Below are 18,225 nucleotides of genomic sequence, written 5' to 3'. Positions count from 1 at the left end.
GCTTTTGTTGCGGCGGGCGTCCCGTCCTCCCGGGGGTCGCGCGCGTCGCTCCGGCATCGTCCGACGCGGCCCGTCCGGCCACGTCCGGCACCGTGCTCCTCGGAGCGGCGCCGGAACCCCTGGACCGCCCCGCCGTGACCGGCAGCCCCGCACCGGCGCCCTCCCCTGCCGTCACCGAGGCTCCGGCCCCCTCCGGGCCGCCGGGGGCCACGACCGGGGGCTCCGCGCCGGGCCCGATCGGCAGCGGCCCGGCCCTGCCCTTCGTCCCGGTCCCGACCCCCGCACCGAGCACTCCGGTCCCGGTTCCTGTTCCGACCGTGACTCCCCCACCGGACACTCCGGCTCCGGCAACGACGCACGTACCGAGCACTCCGGCGCCGGTCCCGACAGAGGCGCCGAGCACCTCCGCTCCGGTCTCGACTCCCGCACCGGTCACAACCCCCACTCCGGCCGCACCTCCCGCTCCGGCCGCACCGACCCTCGCGCTCGACACCGACGGCCGGCTGCTGCCCGATGCCCGGGGCACCGCCGCGCCCGGCGCCGAGGTGCTCCTCGAGGACGCCTCCGACGGACGCCGCGTGGGCTCCGCCACCGCCGACGCCGACGGCTCCTGGACCGCGCCGGCGCTCCCCCTCCCCGCGGGCACGACCACGGTGCTGGCGCGCACCGCTGCAGGAGTCAGCGCCCCCGAGACGGTCGACCTGCGCGCTCCGGTGCTCCTCGCCCGGGCCGCGTCGAGCGGGGGCGCGGTCGGCGTGCTCGTGCTCGCCGATCCCGACGCGGACGGCCTCGACCTCCTGGTCGACGGCGGGCAGGTGCGGTCCCTCGCTCCCGGAGCCCCCGTCCTCGCCGCGACCCTGGAGGTCGGTCCTGGGAGGCACACGATCGGCGTCCGCTACTCCTCCCCGGACGGGCGGACGGGACCCGTCGCCGTCGTGTCCGTCGACGCGGGCTGAGGCGCGCGGACCGCCCCGTGCCCCACCGTTATCCTGGGCGGATGCAGCCCGAACCCGCCGCGTCCGCGACTCCCCGGCCCGCCTCCGCGAGCACCCGTCCGACGGGCAGCGACGCCGCGTGGTCCGGCGCCCGGCCCGCGGGAAACCACTGGACCCTGACCTTCGCCTGCCCCGACCAGCCGGGCATCGTGCACGCCGTGTCCGGTGCCGTCGTCCAGGCCCGCGGCAACATCACCGAGAGCCAGCAGTTCTCGAGCGCCGACACCGGCCGCTTCTTCATGCGCCTGCAGGTGGAGTCGCCGATCAGCCGCGAGGAGTTCGCCGCCGCCCTGCTGCCGATCACCGAGCACTACGGGATGACCTGGCGCCTCGACGTCGTCGGCCGGCCGCTGCGCACCCTCGTCCTCGCCTCCACGGCCGCGCACTGCGTCAACGACCTGCTCTTCCGCCAGCGCGCCGGGCAGCTCGCGGTGGACATCCCGATGATCCTGTCCAACCACGGCAGCCTGCGCGACCTCGCCGAGTTCTACGGCGTGCCCTTCGAGTCGCGCCCCGTGGTCTCGCCGGAGTCGAAGCGCGGGTTCGAGGAGCGCGTGCTGGAGGTCGTCGAGGAGCACGACGTCGAGCTCGTGGTCCTGGCGCGCTACATGCAGATCCTCTCCCCCGAGCTCTGCGCGCGACTGGCCGGTCGCGCCATCAACATCCACCACTCGTTCCTGCCGGGCTTCAAGGGCGCGAACCCGTACAAGCAGGCGCACGCCCGCGGCGTCAAGCTGATCGGGGCGACCGCGCACTTCGTCACCAGCGACCTCGACGAGGGGCCGATCATCGAGCAGAACGTGGTGCGCGTGGACCACTCGCACTCGGTCGCTCAGCTCGTGGCGATCGGGCAGGACGAGGAGAGCCGCACGCTCACGCAGGCGGTCAAGTGGTTCGCGGAGGACCGGGTGCTCCTCGACGGGGCCCGCACCATCATCTTCCGCTGACCTCCGGCGGCTAGCATGGTCGGCGTGAATCGAGCAGGAGCGGACACCGCGGGCACCGACATCAGGATCGGCCCGAACGCGATCCTCCGGTTCCTCCTGGAGCTCGTCGCGTTGGCGACCTTCGCCCTCTGGGGCTTCGCGTCGTGGGACCTCCCGTGGAACATCGTCCTCGGCATCGGCGCTCCGGTGGTCGCCGCGCTGGTCTGGGCGCTCTTCCTCTCGCCGCGCGCGGTCCTCGCGATCGACATCTACGGCCGCTCGCTGATCGAGCTGCTCGTGATGGGCGCCGCCGCGCTGGCGTGGCTGGACCTCGGCCAGCCGGTCGTCGCGATCGTCTTCGGCGTCCTCGCCGTCGTCTCCGGCGTCATCGCGGGACGCCGCTCCCTCTGATTCTGACGGCGGCCGCTCAGGCCGAGGGGGCGCTCGCTCGGAGCCGTCCACCGCTGTCCCCGAGGGTGCACCGCTGTCCCCGTGCGATCACCGCCGCCTCGGACCGGAACCGTAGGGGGCGTCCCGACTCGCAGCGGCAGGTTGCCATCGCGCTCTCCCGTCGATGCACCTCCGGGGGTGCGCCACCGCAGCGGGATCCCGGGCCGATCGCACTGCCGGGGCCCCAGTCGGAGATGCTCCGCCCCGCCTGATCGTCGATCTCTCCCCGACCCGCTCCCGCCTCCGCTCTCGAGCCGTTCCCCCACGCAGCCCGGCCGGTCCTGCTCCCGGCCCGCACCACGAGCCGCCCCGTCTCCGCCTCCCCCGCCCGGGAACGGCGAACGGCCGCCCCCGCCGCTCCGGGAGGAGCAGGGGGACGGCCGTTCGCGGCGGTCGCGGAGGACTACTCCGCGGCGCCCGCCTCACGCTGCGCCAGGGCGCGGCGTCGGAGGCCGGTGATCACAGCACCTGCACCGAGGAGGGCGAGGGCGGCGGCTCCGAGGAGACCGCCGTCGAAGCCCGTCGACGGGAGGCCGCCGGCGCCGTGGCCGGGCGCGCCCGGTCCGGCGGTCGGCGTGGAGGTGGGCTCCCCCGGTCCGGCGGTCGGCGTGGAGGTGGGCTCCCCCGGTCCGGCGGTGGGGCCGGCCGTCGGCGTCGCGGTCGGCTCCGGGGTGCCCGTGGGCTCCGGAGTCGCGGTCGGCGTCGGGGTGGGGGTGACCGCCTCGGTGACGTCGACGCTCACGAGCGTCGCGAGTCCCGAGTCGGTGTAGGCGACACGGCCGAGGTAGCGGGCCGGGCCCGCCAGGTTCGACCAGGAGACCGCGTACGCGATCGGCTCGCCCTGCACGGCGTCGACCACGGCGGGGTCGGTGCTCAGCGAGCCGAGACCGTTCTCCGGAGTGATGACGAAGCTGCGGAAGTCGAACGTGACGGTCGAGGATCCCGGAGCGGTCGAGTAGACATCGGCCTGGACCGTGTACTCGCCCGGAGCGGGGTCGGCGATGTCGACGCGCTCGTCGGCCGAGCCGGTCGCCGAGGTGAAGACCTTGTCGGTGCTCTCGCTGGTGACGGTGAGGTCGAGGTCGGCCGCGTCGTCGAGCGAGTCGAGGTCGAAGCGGGCGAACTCGGCGCCCTCCGGCACCACGACGGTGGTCGTCAGCGACTTCCCCGTGGGGAGCGTCGCCGAGTGGCCGTCGGCGGCGGTGGCGTCCTCGGCGAGGACACCCTCGGCGAGACCGCTCGCGGTGAGCGGCAGCGCGCCGGTGATGCCGGGCGTGACCGTCACCGTGCCGGTGCCGGTCGAGCCGGTTCCGGAGACCTCGTAGGGCGCGTCCAGCAGGACGGGGCGCACCGCGATCGGGCTGCGGACGTCGTGCTCCGCGCTCGCCCAGGTCAGGTAGCCGGTGGCGAACTGGTTGAGCGCCGCCGAGCCGGTGGTGAAGGAGACCGTGTACTCCGCCGTCTGGCCCGCACCCGTGAAGGAGAGGGTCGAGGGCGAGACGACGGTGTCGATCCCGGCGAGGCCGTCGACCGAGGCGGTGTAGGTGCCCGCGCCGGTCGAGGTGACCGTGCGGGTCACGGTCTGCGTGCCCGCGAGGGCGCCGATCGCGATCGAGGCCTGGTTGAGGTCGGACGGGTCGATCGCGGCGATCGGGTCGATCACCGGGTTCGAGGTGAAGACGTAGCCCGCACCCTTGAGGAACGCGATCCAGTCCTCCGTGCCGCTCTGGTAGAGCAGTCCGGGGTCGAGGAACGCGGCCGGGTCGACGTGTCCGGCGCCCTGGGCGAAGACGTCCTCGGACGCGGCGCCCGACTGGTCGACGCTGTCGTAGGCGGAGGTCATCATGGCCGACTTCACCGCGGACGGCGAGGCCTTCGGGGTCGCGCCGAGGATCAGCGCGCCGAGGCCCGCCACGTGCGGCGACGACATCGAGGTGCCGGACTCGAACGCGAAGGCGGGGTCGTCGCCCTCGGCGTTGAAGCTGTCGGCGAGGATCGCGACGCCGGGCGCCGTGAGGTCGGGCTTCAGCACGTCGGCGCCGTCCGCCTCAGCGGGTCCGCGCGACGAGAAGCCGGCGACCTGCGGGACGGGGATGGAGGCGCCGGACGAGTTGCCCTCGGAGAGGGTCACGGTCGCACCGGCGGTGCCGGCGTAGGTCGTGATCGCCTGGTAGGCCTGCGAGTCGATCTGGATGCTCGGGACCGAGTGGTCGTCGACGTGCAGGGCGTTCGGGGTCGGGTTGAGCAGCAGCATGCCGATGCCGCCGGCCCGCTCGACCTCGGCCGACTTGGAGACGCGCGCGGTGACGCCCGCGGTGCAGGCGACGATCGTGCCCTTCACCTTGTCGGGGTCGAGGGTGCCGGTCTCGCAGATGGCGGGGTTCTCGGCGCCCGAGCGGACGACGTCGGCGCTGTTCACCAGCGGTCCGGTGACGTCCTCGTGGACCGAGATGGATCCTCCGACGAACTTCTGGCCGTCGCCGAGAGCGGCGGTCGCGGTGTAGGTCGGGATGGAGGACGCGGCGACCGTGGTGTACCAGGGCGACGCGTGGTCGAGCGTGGAGGCGCCCGCACCCGAGTTGCCGGCCGAGGCCGCGACGAAGACGCCGGCGGCGGCGGCGTTGAGGAACGCCTCGTCGATCGCGGTCAGGGTCGAGGTGGCCGAGCCGCCGCCGATCGAGAAGTTGATGACGTCGACGCCGTCCTTGGTCGCGGCGTCGATGGCCGCGAGGATGCCCGCTCCGGAGCAGAAGTCGTCGTCGTCGGTGCCCTCGTCGGGTCCGTTCCAGCAGACCTTGTACGCGGCGACCTTGGCGGCCGGGGCGACTCCGGAGATCTTCCCGTAGTCGTAGCCGTCGACGCTCGCCTCGACGCCGTTGTTGCCGGCTGCCGTGCTCGCGGTGTGCGAGCCGTGTCCGTCGGCGTCGCGCGGGGAGCGGTACTCGGGGTTGTCCGTCGAGCCGACCTCCTCGTCCGCGAGGAACCAGCGTGCGCCGATGAGCTTCTGGTTGCACTCGTCGCCGTCCCACTGCTCGGAAGCGGGGAGCCCCGGCGAGCAGGAGCCGACGAAGGTGCCGCCGTCCGACTTCACGAAGGAGGTGGTGGTGCCGTCCGTGTAGGGGGCCGCTCCGGGCGAGGTCGCCAGGGGCGCGCCTGCGAAGGAGGGGTTCTCGGGCGCGATGCCGGAGTCGATGACGCCGACGACGACGCCCTCGCCCGCCTTGTCGATGCCGCCCAGCTTCTGCCAGACGCCGGCCTCGCCCTCGAGGCCGAGGAAGTCGGTGGAGCGCTGCTGTCCGGTGTCGGGCACGGGGGTACCGGCGGCGGCCGCGGCGAGCGGCGAGGCCTGCGCGGCGCGGTCGACCTTCAGGTTCTCGACCTTGCGGACCTGGGCGACGTCGCGGCGGCTCGCGAGCTCGCCCGCCTGCTCGCCCGAGAGGGTCGCGGAGAAGCCGTTGAGGGCGACGGTGTAGTGGTAGCCGATGGCGGCGTCGACCGCGGAGGCGACGTCCTCCTGGCGCTGCTCGAGGTGGGCGGAGTAGTCCTCCACCGGAGCCGAGGCGGCCTGCAGCTGCGCACCGTCGACGGGCGCGGTGCGGGCGAAACGGGCATCGCTGCCCTGGTAGGTGGCCGCGGAGGGCTCGACGAGGGTGACGACGTAGTCGCCGTCGTCGAAGCTCTGGCCGACGGAGAGCCCGCCGACGAGCGAGGCACTGCCGGCGAGAGGGGCGGCACTGGCGCCGGTGGTGGCGAAGGCCGCGGTCGCGGCGACTCCGAGGACGGCGAGGCCCGCGAGGATGCGCCTCTCAGCGCGGCGGACGGGTGGTCGGTGGGACAGGTGGATCGGCAATCGATGTCCTTACTCACATTCGCTGGGAACCGGATCGGTTTCCACACAGAAACGACCCTACGAACTCGATTGCCCAGCTTTGTTACGAACAGGTAACGAAGTCGACGCTGAAGGGGGCCGATCCGTTGGCACTCTCCCTCCGCGAGTGCTAATTTATTCGCATTGAGCCGGGTCGGCTCAACTCTTGGAACTCTTCGTTGCACGACTGAATGGAGTGATCTCATGGCTGTCACCTACGACCCCGTCCGCGAGCTGGACCGCCTCGCCACCGCCCTCCTCGGCTCCGGCCAGGGGCCCCGCCGGATGCCGATCGACCTGTACCGGGACGGCGACCACTACGTCCTCACCGCCGACCTCCCCGGCATCGACCCCGGGTCCGTCGACGTCGACGTCGACGGGCAGCTCCTCACCATCCGCGCCCAGCGCACCGTCGCGGGCGGCGACGACGTCACCTGGATCACCCGGGAGCGCCAGTCGGCGACCTTCGTCCGCCAGCTGAGCCTCGGCCGGGGCGTCGACACCGAGCGCATCGCCGCGTCCTACGACAACGGCGTGCTCTCGGTGACCATCCCGGTTAGCGAGAAGGCGCGTCCCCGCCGCATCGAGGTCGTCTCGACCGCCCGCCCCGAGCAGGTGCGGATCGGCGAGGCGGCCGCCGAGTAGGACGACGAGCGAGGGCCCGTCCGCGATCGTGCGGGCGGGCCCTCCGCGTGTCCGCACGCCCTACGCTGGCCGGATGCGCGCCTCCTCCTCCGACACCGCTGTCGGCGTCCTGCTCCCCCGCGATCTCCCCGCCTCCGAGGTGCTCGTCTACGCCCGCCGCGCCGAGGAGCTCGGCTTCGACGAGCTCTGGGTGGTCGAGGACCTCGGCTTCCGCGGCGGCATCGCCCAGGCCGGCGCGGTACTCGCCGCCACCGAGCGGATCGTCGTCGGCATCGGCATCCTGCCCGCCGCCGTCCGCACGGCGGCCTTCACCGCGATGGAGCTCGGCACTCTCGCCGAACTGTTCCCCGGCCGCGTCCACGCCGGCATCGGGCACGGGATGCCGCACTGGATGCGCGGCCTCGGCGTCTGGCCGCGCAGCCCGCTCACCCTGCTCGAGGAGCAGTTCGACGCGATCCGCTCGCTGCTCTCCGGCGAGCGCACCGACCGCTCCGGCCGCTACGTGCACGTGGACGGCCTCGTCCTGGAGTCGCCGCCCGCCGTCGTGCCGCCGCTGCTGGCCGGCGTCCGCGGACCGAAGTCGCTGGCGCTCGCGGGCCGGATCGCCGACGGGGTCGTCCTGGCCGAGCCCGTCACTCCGGAGTACCTCGCGGCGGCCCGCGGCCACCTCGGCGGCACCGGACGGATCGTCGCCTACAACGTGGCCGCCGTGGACGACGACGCGGCCGCCGCGCGCGACGCGGTCCGGCTGGGACTCGAGTGGATCGGCGAGCCGGACTGGGCGCCGCACATCGCGCCGCTTCCCTTCGCCGAGGACTTCGCCCGCCTGCGGGCCGAGAGCGCCGACCGCGCCGCCTTCGTCCGCGACCTGCCCGACGCCTGGGTCGACCAGCTGGCCGTCGTGGGCACTCCCGAGGACGCTCGTCGCCGCATCGGCCTGCTGCACGAGGCCGGTGCGTCGAGCGTCGTGCTGATGCCGTCGGGGCCCGATCCGCTCCACGCGATGGAGGAGCTCGCCCGGGCGCTCTGAGGCGCTCGGCCCGGGCGCGTCCCACCGGGCCCGGAGACGCGTCCGGCCCGCAGGATCCGAGGATCGTGCGGGCCGGACGCGTCTGCTGAAGCCGGTGATCAGGCCGACATGCGGGCCTTCAGGTTCTCGTCGAGGGTCGCGAGGAACTCCTCGGTCGTCTGCCAGCCCTGCTCGGGGCCGACGAGCAGGGCGAGGTCCTTCGTCATCTTCCCGGACTCGACCGTCTTGATGACCACGTCCTCCAGGGTGAGCGAGAAGTCGATGAGCTCCTGGTTGCCGTCGAGCTTGCCGCGGTGCGCGAGACCGCGCGTCCAGGCGTAGATCGAGGCGATCGGGTTCGTCGAGGTGGGCTTGCCGGCCTGGTGCTGGCGGTAGTGGCGCGTGACGGTGCCGTGCGCCGCCTCCGCCTCGACGACGCTGCCGTCGGGCGTGGAGAGCACGGAGGTCATCAGGCCCAGCGAGCCGAAGCCCTGCGCGACGGTGTCGGACTGGACGTCGCCGTCGTAGTTCTTGCAGGCCCAGACGTAGCCGCCCTCCCACTTCATGGCCGAGGCGACCATGTCGTCGATGAGGCGGTGCTCGTAGGTGAGGCCCGCGGCGTCGAAGCGCTCCTTGAACTCGGTCTCGAAGATCTCCTCGAAGATGTCCTTGAAGCGGCCGTCGTAGGCCTTGAGGATCGTGTTCTTGGTGGAGAGGTAGACCGGGTAGTTGCGCGAGAGGCCGTAGTTCAGCGACGAGCGGGCGAAGTCGCGGATCGACGCATCCTGGTTGTACTGGACCTGCGCGATGCCGTCGTCCGGGGCCTTGTAGACCTCGAACCTCATCGGCTCGGAGCCGTCCTCGGGCGTGAACTCGACGGTCAGCGTGCCCTTGCCCTTGAAGACGAAGTCGGTGGCGCGGTACTGGTCGCCGAACGCGTGGCGGCCGATGATGATCGGCTTGTTCCAGCCGGGGACCAGGCGCGGGATGTTCGAGATGATGATGGGCTCGCGGAAGATCACGCCGCCGAGGATGTTGCGGATCGTGCCGTTGGGCGACTTCCACATCTTCTTGAGGCCGAACTCCTCGACGCGGGCCTCGTCGGGGGTGATGGTCGCGCACTTCACGCCGACGCCGTGCTTCTGGATGGCGTGCGCCGCGTCGATCGTGACCTGGTCGTCCGTCTCGTCGCGGTACTCGATGCCGAGGTCGTAGTACTCGAGGTTCACGTCGAGGTACGGGTGGATGAGGGTGTCCTTGATCTTCTGCCAGATGATGCGCGTCATCTCGTCGCCGTCGAGCTCGACGACCGTTCCCTCAACCTTGATCTTGGACATTGCTCTCCCATGGTGTCGATGACCCCGCACCTGTGCGGGACGGGCGGCTCTGCACCGCTCCGGATGGCCTCCGCCAGCCTACCCGAGGCCCGAACTGTCTCGATATCGAGACAGTTCTCGATCGTCCGCGCCGGGGCCGGCGCACGTCGCCCGACAGGAGGATGCCCGCCGTCCTGCGCCGCCGGTACAGTGACGGCATGAGTGACCTCCGCCTGGAAGAGCTGTCCGCCTCGAACATCTCCGCCGTGAACGGTCTGAGCCTCAAACCCGGCCAGGAGCAGTTCATCGCGCCGGTCTCCTACTCCGCCGCCGCCGCGGTGATCGACCCGGGCGCCTCCTGGCAGCGGGCCGTGATGGACGGCGACGAGCTGGTCGGCTTCATCCACGCGCACTTCGACCCGGAGGCGGCGGAGGAGTTCCGCAGCTGCATCTGGCGCATCAACATCGACGCGGCGAAGCAGGGCCGCGGCGTGGGCACCTTCGCCGTCCGCGCCACCGCCGACGAAGCGCGCGCCCGCGGCTTCGACACCCTCACGGTGATCTGGGAGTCCGGCGAGGACGGCCCGGAGCAGTTCTTCCGCTGGATCGGCTTCGAGGTCGTCGGCGAGACGCAGTACGGCGAGAACATCGGGGCGCTGACGCTCTGAGCGCGGCGCCGGAGGCAGCGGAGCCGGCCGACTTCGTCTCCGCCGTCCTCGAGGTGGTCGCCTCGATCCCGCCCGGCCGCGTGATGGCCTACGGCGAGATCGCCGCGGTCCTCGGCACGCGTGCGGCACGCGCGGTCGGCACGGTGATGGCCCGCTACGGCTCCGACACCGCCTGGTGGCGCGTCGTCCGCGCGGGAGGAGCGCCCCCGGTCGGCCACGAGGAGCGCGCCCGCCGGGAGTACGAGCGCGAGGGCACGCCCCTCGTCGTCACGCCGGGCGGCTGGCGCGTCGACGTGCGAAGCGCCCGCTGGCGCCCCTGAGCCGGGAGCGGCTCCGGGACGTGAGTCGCGAGCAGCAGCCGATCAGACGAGCGAGCCCCGCCAGGCCGCGTGCAGGGTGGCGAAGCGGCCCTCGCCGGCGATGAGCGCCTCCGGGGTGCCGTCCTCGACGATGCGGCCGTGCTCCATCACCAGCACCCGGTCGGCGATCGCGACCGTCGAGAGGCGGTGCGCGATGATGACCGCCGTGCGGTCCGCCAGCAGCGTCTGCAGGCCCTGCTGCACCAGGCGCTCGCTCGGGATGTCGAGGGAGGAGGTCGCCTCGTCCAGGATCAGCACCGCCGGGTCGGCCAGGAACGCGCGGGCGAACGAGATCAGCTGGCGCTGACCGGCCGAGACGCGGCCGCCGCGCTTGTTCACGTCGGTGTCGTAGCCGTCCGGAAGCGCCTGGATGAACTCGTGCGCGCCGACCGCCTGCGCGGCCCGGACGATCTCGTCGTAGGACGCGGTCGGCCGCCCGATCGCGATGTTGTCGGCGACGGATCCGGAGAAGAGGTACGCCTCCTGGGTGACCATCACGATCGCGCGCCGCAGGTCCTTCGGGTGCAGCTGCCGCAGGTCCACGCCGTCGAGGGTCACCACGCCGTCGCTCGGGTCGTAGAAGCGCGAGATCAGCTTGGCGAGCGTCGTCTTGCCGGCGCCCGTGGACCCGACGAGGGCGATGGTCTGCCCGGCGGGGATGTCGAGGTCGAAGCGCGGCAGCACCTCGCGGTCGGCGGCGTAGGCGAAGCGGACGCCCTCGAAGCCGAGGCGGCCCCGCGCCTGGCGCAGGTCGACCGGGCGGGCCGGATCCGGGACGCTCGGCTCCTCGGCCAGCACGCCCGAGATCTTCTCGAGCGCCGCGGCCGCCGACTGGTAGGAGTTGTAGAACATCGCCATCTCCTGCACCGGGTCGAAGAAGCGCCGGGTGTAGAGCAGGACCGCCAGCAGCGCGCCGATCTCGAGCCCGCCGTCGAGCACGCGGACGCCGCCGATGAACAGCACCACGGCGACGGTGACGTTGCCGATCAGCACGAGCCCGGGGTCGAAGGTGCCGAACACCCCGAAGACGCGCTTGTAGGCGAGCCGGTACTGCTCGACGACCCCGCCGAACACGGACTCGTTGCGCTTCTGCGTGCGGAAGGTCTGCACGGCGCGGATGCCGGTCATCGACTCCACGAACTGCACGATGAGCCGCGACGAGGCGACGCGAGTGCCGCGGAACAGCGCCTGCGACCGTTTCTGGAACCAGCGGGTGAGCAGCGCGAGCGGCACCAGGGCGCAGGCGAGCACGATGCCGCTCACGCCGTCCAGGGAGACCAGGGCGATCGCGACGAAGCCCATGTAGAGCGCACCCTGCACCAGCTGGTTGATGCCGGAGTCGAGCAGCTCGCGGATGGAGTCGAGGTCGCTGGTCTGGCGCGAGATGATCCGGCCGGAGGTGTAGTTCTCGTGGAACTCCAGGCTCAGCTTCTGGGTGTGCAGGAAGACCCGCTTGCGCAGGTCGATCAGGATCGCCTGGCTCACCCGCGCGGAGAGCACGGTGTACCAGGCGACCAGGAGCGCGCCGACGAGTCCGGTGAGGATGTAGGCGCCGACCGTGACCGCCAGCGGGACCGCGTTCCCCGCGAGGACCGCGGGCAGGCCGTTGTCGATGCCCGCCGCGATCAGCGCCGGTCCCGCGACCTGGGCAGCGGTCGCGACGACGACCACGACCGCGGTGAGCACCAGCCGCAGCCGGAGCGGCCGCAGCAGGGAGCCGAGCAGCCGCAGCGAGCGCCGGCGCAGGGCCGCCGACTCCGCTCTGCTGAGGTCGTCGCGCTCCTCGGAGGAACCGAGCGTGCTCATGATCGCGTCTCCTGGTGGGTCGTCGTGGGGCGGGAGCCGATGCGCTCGGTCCCGGCGGGCCGGGTCAGCTCGTCCTCCTCGAGGCTCGAGATGACGAAGCGGTAGTGCGGGCTGCTCGCGAGCAGCTCGCTGTGGGTGCCGACCGCGGTGATGCGGCCCTCCTCCATCAGTGCCACGCGATCGGCGAGCGCCACCGTCGAGGGGCGGTGGGCGACGATGATCGCCGTGGTGTCGCCGAGCACGCGGCGCAGCCCCGCCTCGACGCGCGCCTCCGTGTCGACGTCGAGCGCCGAGAGCGGGTCGTCGAGGACGAGCACCGCCGGACGCGCGGCCACCGCGCGGGCGAGGGCCAGGCGCTGGCGCTGGCCGCCGGAGAGGCTCATCCCCTCCTCGCCCACCTTCGTGTCCAGGCCCTCGGGAAGGCGGTGGACGAAGTCGGCCTGCGCGATCTCGAGGGCCTCGAGCAGCTCCTCCTCGGTCGCGTCGGGTCGGCCGAGGAGGACGTTCTCGCGCACGCTGGTGGAGAAGAGCGTCGCGTCCTCGAACGCCATGCCGATGTGCGTGCGCAGCTCGTCGCGGCGGAGCCGGCGGATGTCGACGCCGTCGAGCTCGATGGCTCCGCCGGTCACGTCGTAGAGGCGCGGGAGCAGCGCGGTGAGCGTCGTCTTCCCGGAGCCGGTGATGCCGACCAGTGCCATCGTCTCGCCCGGCTCGACCTCGAGGTCGACGCCGTCGAGGAGGTCGCGGTAGCGCTCGGGGGCGTCCTGGTAGCGGAAGTGGACGTCGCGGAAGCGGACCCGACCGCGCGGCTCGAGGATCGTCTCGGGGTCCTCCGGGTCGGTGATGGTGTTCCGGCTGTCCATCACCTCGAAGTAGCGGTCGACCGCCGTGCGGGTGTCGAAGGTCATCGAGAGGAGGAAGCCGATCGACTCCACCGGCCAGCGCAGCACGGTCGCGGTGGCGAAGAAGGCGAACAGCTCGCCGACGCTCAGCTGGCCGGCCGCGGCGAGCCAGACCCCGCCGAGCAGGCAGAGCGCGAACGCGATGTCCGGCACCAGCAGCAGGACGAGCCAGATCCCGGCGATGGCGCGGGCCTTGTCGATCTCGGTGCCGCGGAGCTTCTCGGCCTGGCCGGCGAAGTTCTCCAGCGCGTGCTGGTGGCGGCCGAAGGCCTTGAGGACGCGGATGCCGTGCACCGACTGCTCGACGGTCGTGGCGAGGTCGCCCGCCTGGTCCTGGCTGCGGCGCGCGATGCTCGAGTAGCGCTTCTCGAACGCGAACCCGTAGATCCAGACCGGGATCGAGCACACGACGAAGAGCACGCCGAGGATCGGGTTCCAGTAGACGAGGACGCCGAAGCCGACGACGATCGTCAGCGCGTTGACCACGAGCAGGACGAAGCCGAAGGCTATCCAGCGGCGGATGAGGCTGAGGTCGCTCATCGCCCGCGACAGGAGCTGCCCGCTCTGCCAGCGGTCGTGGAACGAGACGGGGAGGTCCTGCAGGCGGCTGTAGAGCGCCGAGCGCATGCGCGCCTCGATCCGCGTGCTGGGGGTGAGGACCATCCGGCGGCGCAGCGCGATGGCACCGGCCTCGACGACGCCGAGCACGAGGATGACGGCGACCGGGCCGATCAGCGGCCCGAGGTCGCCGGAGCCGGCGGAGGCCGCTCCGTCCCCCAGCGGCCCGTCGACGAGCTGCTGCAGGACGATCGGGATGACCAGCGACACCAGGCTCGCCACGAGCGCGACCGCGATGCCGCCGACCAGCCGGGGCAGGGAGTCGCCGACGAAGGGGACGAGGCGCAGCAGGGTCTGCAGCGTGCTCGGGCGCTTCTGCGCGGGGGCGCCGGGAGACGGGAGGGCGGGAGCGGACACGGCGGAGGGCTTTCGCGACGAGGGCGGGGCCTCCCCTGCCGGGTGGGCGGGGAGGCGGGAGGTGCCACCGGGCCGGAGAGCTCCGGGCAGCCTTGAAGGCTATACCCGGGCTATGTGCTCCGTCCAGCGGCCGCCGCGATCCGGCGGTTCCCCCCGCCTCCGCCGTCAGCGGACGCGGACCGAGAGGCAGGTGACACAGCCCTCGAGCTTCTCGAACTCCGAGACGTCCACGGTGAGGACGCGGTAGCCCAGGCTCCGCAGCAGCTCGGCGCTCCGGGGAGCGGAGGCGGCCATCAGGAGGGTGTCGTCGTCGAGGACGACCACGTGGGCGCCCGCCTCCTCGGGCATCGGCAGGAAGGAGGGGAACAGGCGCGGCTCGTCGACGACCGGCTCCCAGCCGATGACCGTGCCGTCGGGCAGCGCGGTCACGGCGCTCTTGAGGTGCAGCACCTTGGTCAGCGGGACCGCGACGACGTCGTACCCGCGGGGGCGGAGGATCGCGCGCAGCTGGGCGACCCCCGCCGCGTCGGTCCGGCCTCCGCGGCCGACGTAGACCGTCGATCCCACCTTGAGGACGTCGCCGCCGTCGAGCGTGCCCGGCTCCTCGATGCGGTCGACCGTCAGGCCGAGGGCGCGGACGGCCTCCTCGGCGCCTGCCGTCTCTCCGCGGCGGGACTCCGCTCCGGACCGGGCGATCACGGCGTGGTCGCCGAAGACGACGACCGCGTCCTCGAGGAAGACGGAGTCGGCGAGTCCGGGCGCCGGTGCGGCCTCGACCGTCTCCCAGCCGGCCCGCTCGAGCAGGTCGACGTACGCCTCCCACTGCTGCTGGGCGCGCTGCTGGTCGACGGGGACGCGCTCGAGGTGGGTGAGCTCGCCCGCCGAGAGGTCGGCGGCCGGGGCCCGGACGATCGCGATGCGGCGGTCGGTGACGACGGCGGCCGGAGCGCCCGTGGTGCGGAGGCGGTTCCAGAGTGCGCGGCCGACGCTCGCTGCCGAGACGGTGAACGCGAGCAGGAAGACGAGGTTGAGTCCGGCGAAGGTCTGGAAGATGGAGGCCCAGACGGCGCCCGTGACGGCCTCGCCGGTGGCGCTGGCTTGGACGAGCGTGCCGAACACGGCTCCGACCACGCCCCCGACGAGTCCCGCGAGGGCGGCGCTCCAGGTGCGTCCGAGCGTCCCCGCGACGGCGAGGACGAGGACGACCACGAAGCCGAGCACGCTCGAGAGCAGGAAGTAGGCGTTGACCTGCGGGATGGAGCCGGGCTGCAGCTGGTTGCCGATGAAGAAGGCCAGCAGGTTGGCGAGGTGCGCCACGAGCGCGGTCGCCGCGGCGGCGAGCAGCGCGACGAGGATCCGGCGGCCCGTTCCGGGCGCGCGGTCCCGGTTCGGGGCGGTGGTGGTCGCTGCGGTCGGGGTGTCGGGAGTGGACGCGGGCGTCGAGTCGGAAGGCACCCGGCGACCCTACGCGCCCCCGCCCCCGCCTCGCCTGTCGATCCCCTAGCAGCCCCCTAAGAGCCGCCCACCGCAAAGCAGAGCACTTTCAGCGGGAATCGCGTGCCCAGCGATTCCCGTGACCGGCGACGCCCCCACTCCATGGAAAGCCTCACGTCGTGACGCCGACCACGCCCCGCCGCGCGAGGAGCGGCCGGGAAACCGCCCACCGCAAGGCAGAGCCGACTCAGCGGGAATCGCGTACCAAGCGATTCACGCGGTCGGCGACGCTACCCGCTCCGCGGAACGCTCCGTGTCGCGAAGCCGACCGCGCCCCGCCGCGCAGGGAGCGGCGGGGAAGACAAGCACCGCAAGGCAGAGCCGGTTCAGCGGGAATCGCGTGCCAAGCGATTCCCGCGACCGGCGACGCACCCCGCTCTACGGAACGCACCACATCGCCGAGACGAGCACCGCAAGGCAGAGCCGGTTCAGCGGGAATCGCGTGCCAAGCGATTCCCGCGACCGGCGACGCACCCCGCTCTACGGAACGCACCCCGTCGCGAAGCCGACCGCGCCCCGCCGCGCAGGGAGCGGCGGGGAGATCGAACACCACTTCTTCCACTGAGTGACGGGCGCGGAGCGCCCGTCACTCAGTGGAAGAAGTGCCGCTCCCCCGTCGTGTACATCGTGACGCCGGCGCGGGCGGCCGCGTCGATGACCTCGGCGTCGCGGACGGAGCCGCCGGGCTGGACGACGGCCTTCACGCCGGCGGCGAGGAGCACCTCGAGGCCGTCGGCGAAGGGGAAGAACGCGTCGGAGGCGGCGACGGTGCCGGGGGCGCGGTCGCCGGCGCGGGTGACGGCGAGGTGGCAGGAGTCGACGCGGTTGACCTGACCCATGCCGACGCCGACGGAGGCGCCGCCCTTGGCGAGGAGGATCGCGTTCGACTTGACGGCGCGGCAGGCCTTCCACGCGAACTCGAGGTCGAGCATCGTGTCGGCGTCGGCGGGCTCGCCGGCGACGAGCTGCCAGCCGGAGCTGACCTCGCCGGGGCCGCCGATGAAGCGGTCCGGCTCCTGCAGCAGCAGGCCGCCGGAGATCTGCTTGAACTCGCGCTCCACGGGGGCGTAGAAGTCGGGGAGCTGCAGCAGGCGCAGGTTCTTCTTGGTCTTCAGCACCTCGAGCGCCTCGGGCTCGAAGCCGGGGGCGACGAGCACCTCGGTGAAGATCTCCTTCACCGTCTCGGCCATGGCGAGGGTGACGGGCCGGTTCGCGGCGATGACGCCGCCGAAGGCCGACACCGGGTCGCACTCGTGGGCGCGGCGGTGGGCGGAGGCGATGGGGTCGATCGCCTTCGAGCTCGCGATCGCGATGCCGCACGGGTTCGCGTGCTTGATGATCGCGACGGCGGGGAGCACAAAGTCGTAGGCCGCGCGGACGGCCGCGTCGGCGTCGACGTAGTTGTTGTAGGACATCTCCTTGCCGTGCAGCTGTGTCGCCTGCGCGATGCCGGTGCCGTCGGGAGAGACGTAGAGTGCCGCCTTCTGGTGCGAGTTCTCGCCGTAGCGGAGGACCTGCTGCAGGGTTCCGCGGATCTCGACCGAGCCCTCGACGCCCTCGGCCGCCTCCTGCCCGGCGAACCAGGCGGCGACGGCGGAGTCGTAGGAGGCGGTGTGCGCGAAGGCGCGGGCCGCCAGGGTGCGGCGCGCGGCGAGCGTCGTGCCGCCGTCGGCGAGGGCGGTCGCGATCCCGGAGTAGTCGGCCGGGTCGACGACGATCGCGACGTTCGCGTGGTTCTTCGCGGAGGCGCGGACGAGGGCCGGGCCCCCGATGTCGATGTTCTCGACCACGGTCGCCGGGTCGGCGCCGCCGGCGACGGTCTCGCGGAACGGGTACAGGTTCACCACGACCAGCTCGAACGCGGCGATGTCGAGCTGCTCCAGCTGCTCGCGGTGCGAGGCGAGCCTCAGGTCGGCGAGGATGCCCGCGTGCACGGCCGGGTGCAGCGTCTTCACGCGGCCGTCGAGCGACTCCGGGAACCCGGTGACGGCCGAGACGTCGGTGACCTCGTGGCCGGCGCCGCGGAGGGTCGCTGCGGTCGAGCCGGTGGAGACGAGCTCGACGCCGGCCGCGGCGAGCGCCGCTCCGAGCTCGAGCAGGCCGGTCTTGTCGCTGACCGAGATCAGCGCCCGGCGGACGGGGACCCGGTCGCGGTCGTCGTAGCTGCTGGGGTCGTGGGCGGTGATGCTCATGCGCGGGCGAGCTCCTCGAGGTCGACGGTTCCGTGGGCGATGTCGAGCACCGTCTGCACCAGCAGGCGACGCTCGATGGTCTTGATGCGCTCGTGCAGCGCGTCCTCGCTCTCGCCGGGGAGCACGGCGAGGCTCTCCTGGGCGATGACGGGTCCCGTGTCGACGCCGGTGTCGATCACGTGCACGGTGACGCCGGTCTCGGTCGCGCCGGCGGCGAGGGCGTCGCGGACGGCGTGGGCGCCGGGGAAGAGGGGCAGCAGGGCGGGATGCGTGTTGATCATCCGCGGGCTGAGCGCGTCCACCACCACGGGCGGCAGGATGCGCATGAAGCCCGCGCAGACGACGAGGTCGGGCTCCCACTCCCGGATGCGCCCGAGCAGGGCGGCGCCCCACTCGTCGCGGGAGGAGAAGTCGCGCGGCGCGACCGTGAAGGCGGGGACTCCGCGCTCCTCGGCGTGGCGGAAGCCCTCGGCGTCGGTGTCGCTGCCGACCGCGACGATGCGGGCGGGGAAGCCCTCGTCGCCGGCGGCGTCCAGCAGGGCGCGGAGGTTCGATCCGCCGCCGGAGAGGAGCACGACCAACTTCAGCACTGCGCAAGTCTAGGGGGACGCCTCAGCCGG

The 18,225-nt window shown here is 72.7% G+C and carries 14 protein-coding genes; 7 read left to right on the top strand and 7 right to left on the bottom strand.

The window, feature by feature from the left end:
- The first annotated feature begins 317 nt into the window (after positions 1–317).
- Genes C5C50_RS10620 through C5C50_RS10610 form a run of 3 tightly spaced genes read left to right on the top strand, consistent with a single transcriptional unit; the run spans position 318 to position 2,332 of the window.
- Complete coding sequence (locus C5C50_RS10620) at positions 318–956, top strand: Ig-like domain-containing protein (protein ID WP_146085884.1); 639 nt, start codon at positions 318–320, stop codon at positions 954–956.
- Positions 957–997: 41 nt separating this feature from the next.
- On the top strand, positions 998–1,942 hold the full coding sequence (purU, locus tag C5C50_RS10615) for a formyltetrahydrofolate deformylase (protein ID WP_104227281.1): 945 nt from the start codon (positions 998–1,000) through the stop codon (positions 1,940–1,942).
- Positions 1,943–1,966: 24 nt separating this feature from the next.
- Positions 1,967–2,332: a YrdB family protein gene (locus C5C50_RS10610; RefSeq protein WP_258067734.1), complete on the top strand. Its 366-nt coding sequence runs from the start codon at positions 1,967–1,969 to the stop codon at positions 2,330–2,332.
- A gap of 442 nt (positions 2,333–2,774) precedes the next feature.
- Here C5C50_RS10610 and C5C50_RS10605 read toward each other — a convergent pair whose 3' ends face one another.
- Positions 2,775–6,221: a S8 family serine peptidase gene (locus C5C50_RS10605; protein ID WP_104261002.1), complete on the bottom strand. Its 3,447-nt coding sequence runs from the start codon at positions 6,219–6,221 to the stop codon at positions 2,775–2,777.
- A gap of 222 nt (positions 6,222–6,443) precedes the next feature.
- Between C5C50_RS10605 and C5C50_RS10600 the strand changes: the two genes are divergently transcribed.
- Together C5C50_RS10600 and C5C50_RS10595 are read left to right on the top strand one after the other, a co-directional pair.
- Positions 6,444–6,884 (top strand): Hsp20/alpha crystallin family protein, encoded by a 441-nt coding sequence (locus C5C50_RS10600; protein WP_104273415.1) that lies wholly within the window; start codon positions 6,444–6,446, stop codon positions 6,882–6,884.
- Positions 6,885–6,957: 73 nt separating this feature from the next.
- Complete coding sequence (locus C5C50_RS10595; protein WP_104273414.1) at positions 6,958–7,914, top strand: LLM class flavin-dependent oxidoreductase; 957 nt, start codon at positions 6,958–6,960, stop codon at positions 7,912–7,914.
- A gap of 98 nt (positions 7,915–8,012) precedes the next feature.
- Here C5C50_RS10595 and C5C50_RS10590 read toward each other — a convergent pair whose 3' ends face one another.
- Positions 8,013–9,230, bottom strand: coding sequence for an NADP-dependent isocitrate dehydrogenase (locus C5C50_RS10590; protein ID WP_104224939.1), 1,218 nt, complete (start codon positions 9,228–9,230; stop codon positions 8,013–8,015).
- A gap of 197 nt (positions 9,231–9,427) precedes the next feature.
- Here C5C50_RS10590 and C5C50_RS10585 point away from each other — a divergent pair, with 197 nt between their 5' ends.
- Together C5C50_RS10585 and C5C50_RS10580 are read left to right on the top strand one after the other, a co-directional pair.
- Positions 9,428–9,877, top strand: coding sequence for a GNAT family N-acetyltransferase (locus C5C50_RS10585; protein ID WP_104224946.1), 450 nt, complete (start codon positions 9,428–9,430; stop codon positions 9,875–9,877).
- Complete coding sequence (locus C5C50_RS10580) at positions 9,874–10,197, top strand: MGMT family protein (protein ID WP_104238475.1); 324 nt, start codon at positions 9,874–9,876, stop codon at positions 10,195–10,197. The genes C5C50_RS10585 and C5C50_RS10580 overlap by 4 nt, the downstream gene beginning before the upstream one ends.
- A 42-nt stretch (positions 10,198–10,239) precedes the next feature.
- Here the strand turns inward: C5C50_RS10580 and C5C50_RS10575 are convergent, their stop codons facing one another.
- The 5 genes from C5C50_RS10575 to purN form a co-directional block, all read right to left on the bottom strand.
- A complete protein-coding gene (locus tag C5C50_RS10575) occupies positions 10,240–12,042 on the bottom strand; it encodes an ABC transporter ATP-binding protein (RefSeq protein WP_104273413.1) in 1,803 nt (600 codons plus the stop codon).
- Positions 12,039–13,919 carry an ABC transporter ATP-binding protein gene (locus C5C50_RS10570; RefSeq protein ID WP_104227288.1) on the bottom strand — a complete coding sequence of 627 codons (1,881 nt, stop codon included), beginning with the start codon at positions 13,917–13,919 and terminating at the stop codon, positions 12,039–12,041. The genes C5C50_RS10575 and C5C50_RS10570 overlap by 4 nt, the downstream gene beginning before the upstream one ends.
- A 165-nt stretch (positions 13,920–14,084) precedes the next feature.
- Positions 14,085–15,374: a dimethylargininase gene (gene ddaH / locus C5C50_RS17430; protein WP_104248130.1), complete on the bottom strand. Its 1,290-nt coding sequence runs from the start codon at positions 15,372–15,374 to the stop codon at positions 14,085–14,087.
- Positions 15,375–16,003: 629 nt separating this feature from the next.
- A complete protein-coding gene (gene purH / locus C5C50_RS10560) occupies positions 16,004–17,605 on the bottom strand; it encodes a bifunctional phosphoribosylaminoimidazolecarboxamide formyltransferase/IMP cyclohydrolase (protein ID WP_104273412.1) in 1,602 nt (533 codons plus the stop codon).
- Complete coding sequence (purN, locus tag C5C50_RS10555) at positions 17,602–18,195, bottom strand: phosphoribosylglycinamide formyltransferase (RefSeq protein ID WP_104273411.1); 594 nt, start codon at positions 18,193–18,195, stop codon at positions 17,602–17,604. Before purN ends, purH begins: the two co-directional genes overlap by 4 nt.
- Between the last annotated feature and the right edge of the window lie 30 nt (positions 18,196–18,225).

This window comes from Rathayibacter sp. AY1D9 (genome assembly GCF_002932395.1).
Lineage (GTDB): Bacteria > Actinomycetota > Actinomycetes > Actinomycetales > Microbacteriaceae > Rathayibacter.
Note: the sequence above shows the minus strand (reverse complement) of the source record. Positions and strands in the feature narration are given on the sequence as shown.

What these genes read in the sequence shown, in the direction of transcription:
- C5C50_RS10595 (WP_104273414.1), top strand. Translation starts at nt 6,958, where the DNA reads ATGCGCGCCTCCTCCTCCGACACCGCTGTCGGCGTCCTGCTCCCCCGC.
- C5C50_RS10600 (WP_104273415.1), top strand. Translation starts at nt 6,444, where the DNA reads ATGGCTGTCACCTACGACCCCGTCCGCGAGCTGGACCGCCTCGCCACC.
- C5C50_RS10575 (WP_104273413.1), bottom strand. Translation starts at nt 12,042, where the DNA reads ATGAGCACGCTCGGTTCCTCCGAGGAGCGCGACGACCTCAGCAGAGCG.
- C5C50_RS10590 (WP_104224939.1), bottom strand. Translation starts at nt 9,230, where the DNA reads ATGTCCAAGATCAAGGTTGAGGGAACGGTCGTCGAGCTCGACGGCGAC.
- C5C50_RS10585 (WP_104224946.1), top strand. Translation starts at nt 9,428, where the DNA reads ATGAGTGACCTCCGCCTGGAAGAGCTGTCCGCCTCGAACATCTCCGCC.
- purU (WP_104227281.1), top strand. Translation starts at nt 998, where the DNA reads ATGCAGCCCGAACCCGCCGCGTCCGCGACTCCCCGGCCCGCCTCCGCG.
- purH (WP_104273412.1), bottom strand. Translation starts at nt 17,605, where the DNA reads ATGAGCATCACCGCCCACGACCCCAGCAGCTACGACGACCGCGACCGG.